Origin of the sequence: Celeribacter sp., from assembly GCF_048270365.1 — a bacterium.
In the GTDB taxonomy this organism is placed as follows: Bacteria; Pseudomonadota; Alphaproteobacteria; order Rhodobacterales; family Rhodobacteraceae; genus Celeribacter.
Window position 1 is genome coordinate 1 of the sequence record NZ_JBLWTA010000055.1, and the last position, 8,555, is coordinate 8,555.

The following is an 8,555-nucleotide window of genomic DNA, read 5'->3' on the forward strand; positions in this document are numbered from 1 at the left end:
TGACCTGAAAACTTGCGAAACAAGGGCTGGAGGCTAACGACTTAAAATCGTTGAAAGGCCGGCTTGGATTTAAGCGGAAAACTCTCTTAAAAACCAAAGCGTTGCCATGGAAAATGGCGGAGGGGATGGGCCTGATATACAACCTTCTCTACCTCCAAACCAATGATACTAGGGTAAGGGCCCATTGATTTCCGCGTAGGGGCGTGATTCACGGTTCGAAAACGAGCGGTGAACATGTTTGATCTCTTCTGGCTGACCGACGCCCAGATGGCGCGTCTGGAGCCCTTCTTCCCCAAGTCTCACGGCAAGCCGCGCGTTGATGATAGGCGCGTCTTGAGCGGGATTATCTTCATCAATCGCAATTGCTTACGTTGGCGTGACGCGCCTGCGCCCTATGGCCCGCACAAGACGCTATACAACCGGTGGAAGCGGTGGAGCGACAAGGGCGTCTTCGCCCGGATCATGGCAGGTCTGGCTGCCGAGCATGGCGAACGGAAGACGGTCATGATCGACGCGACCTACAAGCGGCGCAACCGCATCGAGATCATGTTCGGCAGGCTCAAGGATTGGCGGCGCGTCGCCACCCGCTATGACCGCTGCCCGAAGGTCTTCCTCTCAGCCATCGCACTCGCCGCAACCGTCATCTATTGGCTATGAGTCCTGACCCTAGTGAGGACAAAGAAGTAGACTTGATGCCCCACGCCGGCAGGAAGATCACCGCGCCAAAAACTCAATTGGCTAAGTATTGCCCGGCCAGTTCCTCTCTTGACGCAAATAGCGACTAACCTGCGATTGAAGCTCTTTGTGAGGAAAAATTCAATTCATCTCACGGCAACCGGTGACGGTAATCGGAGCAAAAACCTTAGTCGGCAGATCCGTGACCAAGGGATTGTCCTCCAACATTTCCAGCATGCCGCTAGGTGAAACCAGAAAATCCGAACGAAATATCGCGTTAGAATAGTAAACAGATGCTGATAACCGGAACTGCCCCTCGGGCGAGCGACCAAAGTGGCTAACCGGCTCAAGCACATTGATAATCTTCTCGCGGCTTTCATCGGGGATGTAGCGGTTCGCCTCGTCCTCACATATAAGGAAGGGCCCTTCCTCACCGCGCACAAAAAAGCAAAAGAAATGTAGGTAGGCAGTGATGGACTCGTCGTTCAGTCTTATCGGCCCTTCTGCGTTTGTCATGTGGATCGGTGGTGAGGTCCCGTCGAGCCGGGTCAGCTCGTCGCCGTTTCTAAGAAAGAAGACTCGCGTTTCCTCCGGTGTCCAAGACGGATCCCGGAGCTCAATCAATTCGACATCCTTGTAGAATGGCAAGTCGTATCGGAACACCTGCGTGCGGGCCGTCAGCTTGCCCTCGCCATCGAAAGGTGCTGCCGTCTTCAGTCGCTCGATATTGTTGATCGGGACGCTTTCGCCCTTTCCGTCGATAAGTCGCTGGGCGAATTCGGTCACGTCTTGTCTCCTGTCGGGAAGTACTTGTCTTCAAGGGTGCGGAACGAAGCGCGCATGTCACGCGGCGCGAGATCCGACGGGCGACGACCCCAGCCGTCGAGGGGCAGCTCGCCGATTGCACGGCGCGCAACGCGCTCAAACTTCGCGAGGTCCTTGAGTTCGGCAAGAGAATGCAGGCGCGTCCTCTGCAGTGCTTCGTCGCGGCGGATCGATACGACGTCGATGCCGTTGTCCCAGAACTCCGCGAGAGGCGTCTCACTTTCGATCAGGGCGGCCACCACAGCGCGGCGCGTCTCAGGAAACTCGCCGGGACGCTGTTGGACAAATTCGCCGAGTACGTCAACTAGCCGCGGGTCGCCGAACAGTCCCGTGTTAGCGACTGGTAGAAGAAGAGCATCAGTCGCCTGCTTCTGCCCTACATCGGTCGCGAGAAATGCTTGAATTGCATAATGATTACCACGTTTAGCCAAGAGTTCGAGCCCAGTCGAACCGCCCTCGGCGAGCGGGGCCAGCAAGCTTTCGGGTATATTCCGGGCCAGTTGGATGCCGGGCTGGACGCTCTTCGCATTGATCTCGCGGTCGAGATCCTTGTCGGTCAGGGCGTTCCAGTCCCGCTCGAAGCGCTCGCAGTCGACAAACACGTCCCGCGCGAGGTCGCTTCCAGGAATCAGGTCGTAGGCCGTCCGGCCTTCGGCGTCCTTCGCGTTGGGGTCGATCCCGTGCCGCGGGTCGAGCAGGATGCGCAGCACCTCAGCCAGCCGCAGTTCGTAGCGTGGGCTGTTCCGGACGGTATACACCGGCGAGACCGCTAGGTGCAGGAGCGTGCCTTTCGACTGGCCGGCATGGATCGGCTCCGACGGATCGTGAAAGCGGCCGTACTCGGTTAGAAGCCGCTTGACGACGCTAGGGTTCGCATAGCGAGCGGCGGAGGCGAGCGGTGTCTGGTCGTGCAAGGCCTTGCTCCGGAAGAGCGACCGGAGATCGTCGTCGGTCAGGCCCTCGGTCTCAAGAAGGCGCCGCACCGTGGGCCACTCTGCCCAGGCGGCTGCAATGTCCAAGAGGCGGCTATTCCCCCTAACCTCGTCCGCCGAACGAAGCCGCTCGATGATACCCCCTCTCCCTCTTTGGACTGCAAAACTGAGCGCGGTATCGCCGCTTCCGTCGTCCTTAAGTGGATCGATTTTATCGAGACATAGAAGGAATTCTACCACGTCCTCGTTGCCTTCGATCGCTGCCAGATGCAGGAGCGTCATGCCGTGGCGCGTTATGGCAGCATTGGGATCCTTCGCGAAGCGAGAGAACAGCATGTCGAAGATCCGCCGGTTCCCGGTCTGGATGGGCGCCGCGATCGGTGGCCATCCCTCCTTGTCCCAGATGTCCACTGCCACCCCGCGCGACAGCAGGAACTCCACCGCGTTCGGGGCTTGCCATGCGGCCATGTGGATCGGCCGCCTCTCGTCTAAGCGTTTGAGCTCGAGACACTCGGGATCGAGCTCGACGAAGGTCTCGAGCAGGTCGGCCATGTCGTAGGCTGCCGCGACATGGACATGGGTCGTCGCCTTCTTTGAAGATGCAATCAGCGCACGCGGCGTTCGGGACTGCCCAAAAACACGCAGTGTGTAGCTCTGGACTGCTCCCCAGGAGTCGTCTCTGGACGGATCCAGCCCGAAGTAGCCGAGGTGGTTCGCTAGCACCTCGGCTGCGTCATCGATCTCGGCTTCCGTCGCCGCGGGCCGCTCGGCCTGCGGCGACATCCGCTCGATCTGGTCGCGCAAGCGGACCCGGAACTCTCGCTTCTTGTAGTCGAGGTTCGACTCGTTCCATTCCCGCGCGGGCGTCCACTGGTCGATCAGGCTCTGGTGGACGAGCCGAATCATTTCGGGCTGGGATCCGGGGATCGGCACCATCAGCCGCTCGGACAAGAACGCCTCGGTCAGTCGGTCGTTGCTCGTGAAGCCCCGCCTCCGTCGGGCAGAGACGAGTCGCATTGTCTGCCCATCATCGGTCAGCCCGAGGAACGGGTTCAAGAAATTGGCTAGATCGCTTACCTGGTCATCCCACTTGAATCCGGGCAGGCGCGGATCGACGCCTGTGCCGGTGTACCAGGCGTTTTCGGCCAACTCGGTGATCTTGTTCCGCATCGACAGATCGTAGTCGCCGATCTTCTCGCGTGTCAGCCGGAAATCACCGGCCGGGACGTTGATTTCGTCGCTGATGCCGGGGCGGTCGCGGCGGATCGCCCAGTGCCGGTGCGCCGCGAAGAACTCGCTGAGCCAGAGCCCGAGGAGCGGCAGTGTCGAGGCACGGTCGCCGCATTCCTTGATGAGATCTTCCCAGCTCTCCATGATCTTCTCGATCACCGGCCGGTCGAGCGAGAGACCCTCGCGGGAGAACGGTTCGGTGACGATCGCCTCGGCCGTCGCGCGGGTGAGCGAAAGATCCACCTCCTGCCATTCGGTCCTGAGCCAGTGGCCCTCCGGGAGCTGCATGAGCAGGCCGCGGCGGTGATCCTCGAGCGTCACCGCGAGCCCGGTGCGGCCGCCGTCGAGGAGCGCGCGGAGCAGGTCCAGCATCGCCGTGATAGCGTCCTTCCGGGCCGTTGCAGTGCCCGCCGAATGCAACTCGTCCAGCCATTCCTCGAACTGATCCGTGCCGATGAAGAGATAGCGGTCGGCCTCGATCAGGGCGGCGGTCAGGCGGGTGCCGAGCTCGCGCGGCTTGGGTTCGGCCCCGCCGAAGGGTTCGGTCACGCGGATGTCGGATAAGGCGGCGAGGATCGCGCGCCAGAGCCCCTCGGTCAGCGTCGGGTACCGCGCCAGCACGGGATCGGTCGGACGGAAGACGAAGACGTGGCAGGGATGGTCGCCCGCCTTCCCTTCGGCCCGGAGCTGGGCCAAGAGGCCGCGGCGCAGGAACGAGGACTTTCCGCAACCGCTATTGCCGGTCAGCCGGACCCGTGGGCCGTGCCCGCGCCGGAGTTCGGCGAAGACCCGGCGGCTGACGTCGACCGAGAGCGTCCGGCGCCCCGGAAGCTCCTGCGGATCGTCGAGGCCGTAGTAGTCCAGCGTCTCCTTGTAGGGGTTGCGGCCGCTGGTCAGCGTCAGCCGCTCTGACAGGAAGGCGCGGGTCTTCTCGGCCACGAGGTCGGCCATTGCCCCTTCCGAGGCGACGCGGTGCACGTGCACGCCCTCTTCGAGGATCAGCGCCTTCAGGAAGTTCACCAACATCGCGATCTGCGGCCAGTACTCGGCCGCGAGCCGCGCGTCGGCCGCCCGGCGCGACAGCTTCTGTCCGTCGGGCCCAAGCCGAAGGGAGTCGTGCAGAGCCTCGTGGTTGAAGACGATGTCGTCCGGTTCGGTCGTCCGGGTCACATCGGCGTCGGCGATATAGGCCACGAGCACGTCGGCGAGACCGGTACCGCCCGCCCGTGCCGCCTCGATCGCTCGGAGGACCTCGTAAACGGTACCCGTCAGGGGGAAGCAGCCCTCGGCGAGTGCCGCTTTCACCTCGTCTGGGTCGTCAGGCCAAGGATAGAGCGGGCGGTATGTCCGCGCGATCCAGCGAGGAAACATCTCTGCCGGAGAGCAGCCCTCGAAGAACGATGCCGGCAGCGGCCAGCCGCAGCGTTCGCCGAAGAGACCGAGCGTGAAAGCGACATCCTCGCCCCCCGGATCGGGCAGCTGGCTCTGGATGTCGCGCCAGTTCAGGAGGCCGTGCTCCTTTTCGGCGTCTTCCTCCCACCGGAACGTTCTTACGACGTCCAGCATGCCTTTTGAGGTCGACCAGGAATCCAAGTCTCGTGCGACCCGGTCACGGGTGGCGTGAAGATCGTTTGATGACGATACAAAAACGTATGATCCAAACAATTCCGTATCGAATCTCATTCGAAGCCCTTTACAGAGAAACCTAGCTAAAGCGGGTTCGGAAACCCCTTCTCATGATAAGGGTCCGCAGAAACCTAGTCAATAAGTGCTACCTCAACCCCGGAAGTGCGCCGTTCAATCGGGAACATCGCCTCGGTTGATATCGGAGCAGCCTCCGGCCTGCGAGCGCAAGGCAGCGAGCGGTTTCCATATGTTGACGACAGGCACGCCTCTGTCCTTCGCCAGGGCCACGACGTCAGAAGTCCCGCCCGCGGGCCCATCCACACCGTTCCAGACTGTCAACAAGTGGTGGCAAGTAGTTGTCAAGTATGCCGCAAGTGCCACGTAGTCTGGTGTGCCGCGATCGTTTCCAGGAACAACCACGCTCGCGCACTCGATCAAGCTTTCATAGGCTCTAAAGTCTTCTTCCCGTACGCCTTTTGCCGTGCCGAGGTGATCCCTCCAGCAGCTCTCTGATAGTGCCAGAGCCGCCTCAAGACACCAATGCGCGGGTCGGACTGCTGCAGCCGTCAGGTCAGTGCCTTCCGCCATGCCCGTTACCAGAGTCACCGTGCCATCCGAACCGGGTAAGGCTTCCATCGCACTTCGCAAAAGCGCCGCCAGGTGCTTCGCTTCAGTCTCTGGATCGATCCGGTTCCACCGATGTCCCGCCACTGCGACACGCATGTTTAACTCCTTCAATGGTCCCGCCAGCGCACGTTTTTAAGTTGGCGCTGAAGTCAGCCGCACCTTATTGTTGTCGCAGGCAAGACGCGAGGGGCAAATGAAAAACAGGGCTGAGCGACCGGGAAACGGCAGTGCTTTTCGACGTTGGTTAGGCCGTTGGGGTTGGTATCTATTAATACTGCTTGTCTGGGCAATTGGATTCATTGGTTTCCTGCGGATTCCGGGTGTCAGCGCTTGGGAATCGGTTTATCGCTCGATGCAATTGTTTGTGGGCGAGTTTTATCAACCCAACCGTTTAAGCGACGAGATTAAAATAAATGTTTGGCTCCATTTCGCACGGATTGCCGCGCCGCTCGTCACGATTGTGACTGTTGCAGATGCTTTCTCTAGCGTCATCCGTCTAGGAATTCGCAGAACTTGGCAGATCACCCATCCTGAAAAAAGGGACGTCGTGCTTGGCTTCGGGGCCGTCGGGCAAGCTCTTATCCGGCACCTTGTGTCCGAAGGAAGGCTGGTGACGGCCGTCGACCAAAGAGTCGATTCGTCGGATCGTGCCCTCGCCGATGCAGTTGGCCTTTTGATTATCCAAGGCGACCTAAGCGAGCGCCGCGTTTTGGACATTGCTTATCTGCACAAGGCTCAGAACGTTTATGTCGCCTGTGGAAACGACGAGACCAACATCGAGATCGGTGTCCTTGCAGCCTCCGTATTGAACGATGCCCAAAGACGGACAAGCGGGCCTGGCACCGTTCCCACCAACGCGCCCGAGACGGCAATACATGTGCATCTGTCCTCCACGCGTCTTGTGGCTGACCTTGGGGATGCACGCGATCTCGGGTTTGTGCGCGGGAAAGACTTCACGCCTTTCAGCCTCAAAACCGGCATTGCGCGCGACTTGATGGTGCAGGCGCGGTTTGTTCAGCGGGCCGCCGATTTGGGGCAGCCCCGTGTGCATGTCGTGCTCTGTGGTCTCGGGGACCACGGCGAGGCCTTGCTGATCGAATGCCTGCTCACCGCCTATGCTGCCAATATTGGCGCGCCGCGCATCACTGTGTTGGATCGAGAAGCTGATCATGCGCAACAACGTTTCGCGGCCTGCTATCCAACGCTTGTCGACGACAGCCTGCCTGAAGAAGCGCGTCCGGATATCCGCTTTGTGGCCAAAAACCTGCAAACGCTCGACATGGAAAATGACGCTGACCTAGAAGCACTGGATACGTCCGAAGCGCCACCCACCGCCTACGTCTTCGCTTGTGGGCACGATCTGGTGAATCTCAGCGCGGGCCTGCGCCTTGAGATGGCCATGCAGCGTTTGCGTCGGCGCGCGGTTCCTATCCATATTCGGTTGTGGGATCGTGTTATCGGGCCTGGCGATTTGGCCGATGAAGATCCGCTCTCCCTGTTGCGCACTTTCGGAAATGCACGGAAGACGGCGGCGCGGCTCTTGTCGGAAGCGCCCGCGACCGAGGCGCTGGCGCGAGACCTCCACAAGACCTACCTCGCCCCGCGCCGTGAAGGGGAAAGTGCCTCCGCTGCGCGGGCTCGGATGGACAAGGAATGGGAAAATCTGCCGGAGCACGCGCGGCGGTCCAACTTTCGCGTCGCGCGGCAAGCGGCGACAAAACTCATGGCGCTCGGCTTGCAATGGCGCGGCATGGACGACGGCGTGTTGCCGCGCCTCTCCGAGCAAACACAGGCAAAAATTGCGAACGCTAAAGCCGGAATCGATTGGTCGGCGCAATCGAGCACAGGGCTGGAAGCCCAGTTACTGGCGAGCGCTCGCGCAGAACATGCACGCTGGATGATCGACCGCGCAATCGAGGGATTCCGGCAGGGGCCTCGCATCGAGGGGACCGAGCATGACGCACAGCGAAACAACGAACGTCGCTGGCACAACCTGATGAAACGTTTCGACCTGCTGGAGGACAGCGAAAAACCAAGTGACCTAGCACTCTTGCGCACGCTGTTGGACCGAGAGGCTGATACGGTCGCGCCCATGGCACACTGGCGCAACGTCGCCCGGGTCACGCTTGACGCGCCGGAAAAGGTCGAAGGCGTGGCTCTGGCTGATGCAACGGAACTGGAAGTCACGCTGGGCGCCGGACCTGACGCCGTGGCGCCCGAAGCGCTCTTAGCTCTGGAAAGTGTTGTCAAACGCTGGAGCGCCGGCGATCAGGCGTGTCGCCTGCATCTGCGACTAGGGACGCCGATTCGCGAACTTCGGCCCACCCCCGAGACCCGCAGCTCCCCGATACTACCGGAAGTCCGCGCCGTGCTCGCGATGGCCCACGAACTCGGTTTGATCATCGATGTCACCCGCCTGTCGTCTGACTGAAAGGCAGCCCGTCGCATTCAGTTTGGCGTTTTGCCCACCTCTAGAGCAACGATCATCTGCAACCAGAGAGACGCTGTGTTGATTTTCACCGAGAAGTGAGCCACCTCTGATTATGGATTTTGGTTCATGCTGGGGTCAAGGTGTGTGTTGTTTCCTTCTTCTTTGCAGCAGATGCCGCAGCTGAGCTTGCTTTGAAGCGGAAGCTGTCA

General features: G+C 60.7%; 5 protein-coding genes. 2 read left to right on the forward strand and 3 right to left on the reverse strand.

Features of this window, described 5'->3' with window-relative positions; all coding sequences use genetic code 11:
* The first annotated feature begins 234 nt into the window (after nucleotides 1-234).
* Nucleotides 235-657 (forward strand): transposase, encoded by a 423-nt coding sequence (locus tag ACN0X0_RS22355; protein ID WP_417267411.1) that lies wholly within the window; start codon nucleotides 235-237, stop codon nucleotides 655-657.
* Nucleotides 658-816: 159 nt separating this feature from the next.
* Here the strand turns inward: ACN0X0_RS22355 and ACN0X0_RS22360 are convergent, their stop codons facing one another.
* The 3 genes from ACN0X0_RS22360 to ACN0X0_RS22370 form a co-directional block, all read right to left on the reverse strand.
* Nucleotides 817-1,461: a hypothetical protein gene (locus tag ACN0X0_RS22360; RefSeq protein WP_417267412.1), complete on the reverse strand. Its 645-nt coding sequence runs from the start codon at nucleotides 1,459-1,461 to the stop codon at nucleotides 817-819.
* Nucleotides 1,458-5,345 carry an ankyrin repeat domain-containing protein gene (locus tag ACN0X0_RS22365; RefSeq protein ID WP_417267413.1) on the reverse strand — a complete coding sequence of 1,296 codons (3,888 nt, stop codon included), beginning with the start codon at nucleotides 5,343-5,345 and terminating at the stop codon, nucleotides 1,458-1,460. The genes ACN0X0_RS22360 and ACN0X0_RS22365 overlap by 4 nt, the downstream gene beginning before the upstream one ends.
* 114 nt (nucleotides 5,346-5,459) lie before the next feature.
* Complete coding sequence (locus ACN0X0_RS22370; protein ID WP_417267414.1) at nucleotides 5,460-6,011, reverse strand: hypothetical protein; 552 nt, start codon at nucleotides 6,009-6,011, stop codon at nucleotides 5,460-5,462.
* A gap of 97 nt (nucleotides 6,012-6,108) precedes the next feature.
* Here ACN0X0_RS22370 and ACN0X0_RS22375 point away from each other — a divergent pair, with 97 nt between their 5' ends.
* A complete protein-coding gene (locus tag ACN0X0_RS22375) occupies nucleotides 6,109-8,346 on the forward strand; it encodes an NAD-binding protein (protein WP_417267415.1) in 2,238 nt (745 codons plus the stop codon).
* Nucleotides 8,347-8,555 lie beyond the last annotated feature (209 nt).

What these genes read in the sequence shown, in the direction of transcription:
- ACN0X0_RS22355 (WP_417267411.1), top strand. Translation starts at nt 235, where the DNA reads ATGTTTGATCTCTTCTGGCTGACCGACGCCCAGATGGCGCGTCTGGAG.
- ACN0X0_RS22365 (WP_417267413.1), bottom strand. Translation starts at nt 5,345, where the DNA reads ATGAGATTCGATACGGAATTGTTTGGATCATACGTTTTTGTATCGTCA.
- ACN0X0_RS22370 (WP_417267414.1), bottom strand. Translation starts at nt 6,011, where the DNA reads ATGCGTGTCGCAGTGGCGGGACATCGGTGGAACCGGATCGATCCAGAG.
- ACN0X0_RS22375 (WP_417267415.1), top strand. Translation starts at nt 6,109, where the DNA reads ATGAAAAACAGGGCTGAGCGACCGGGAAACGGCAGTGCTTTTCGACGT.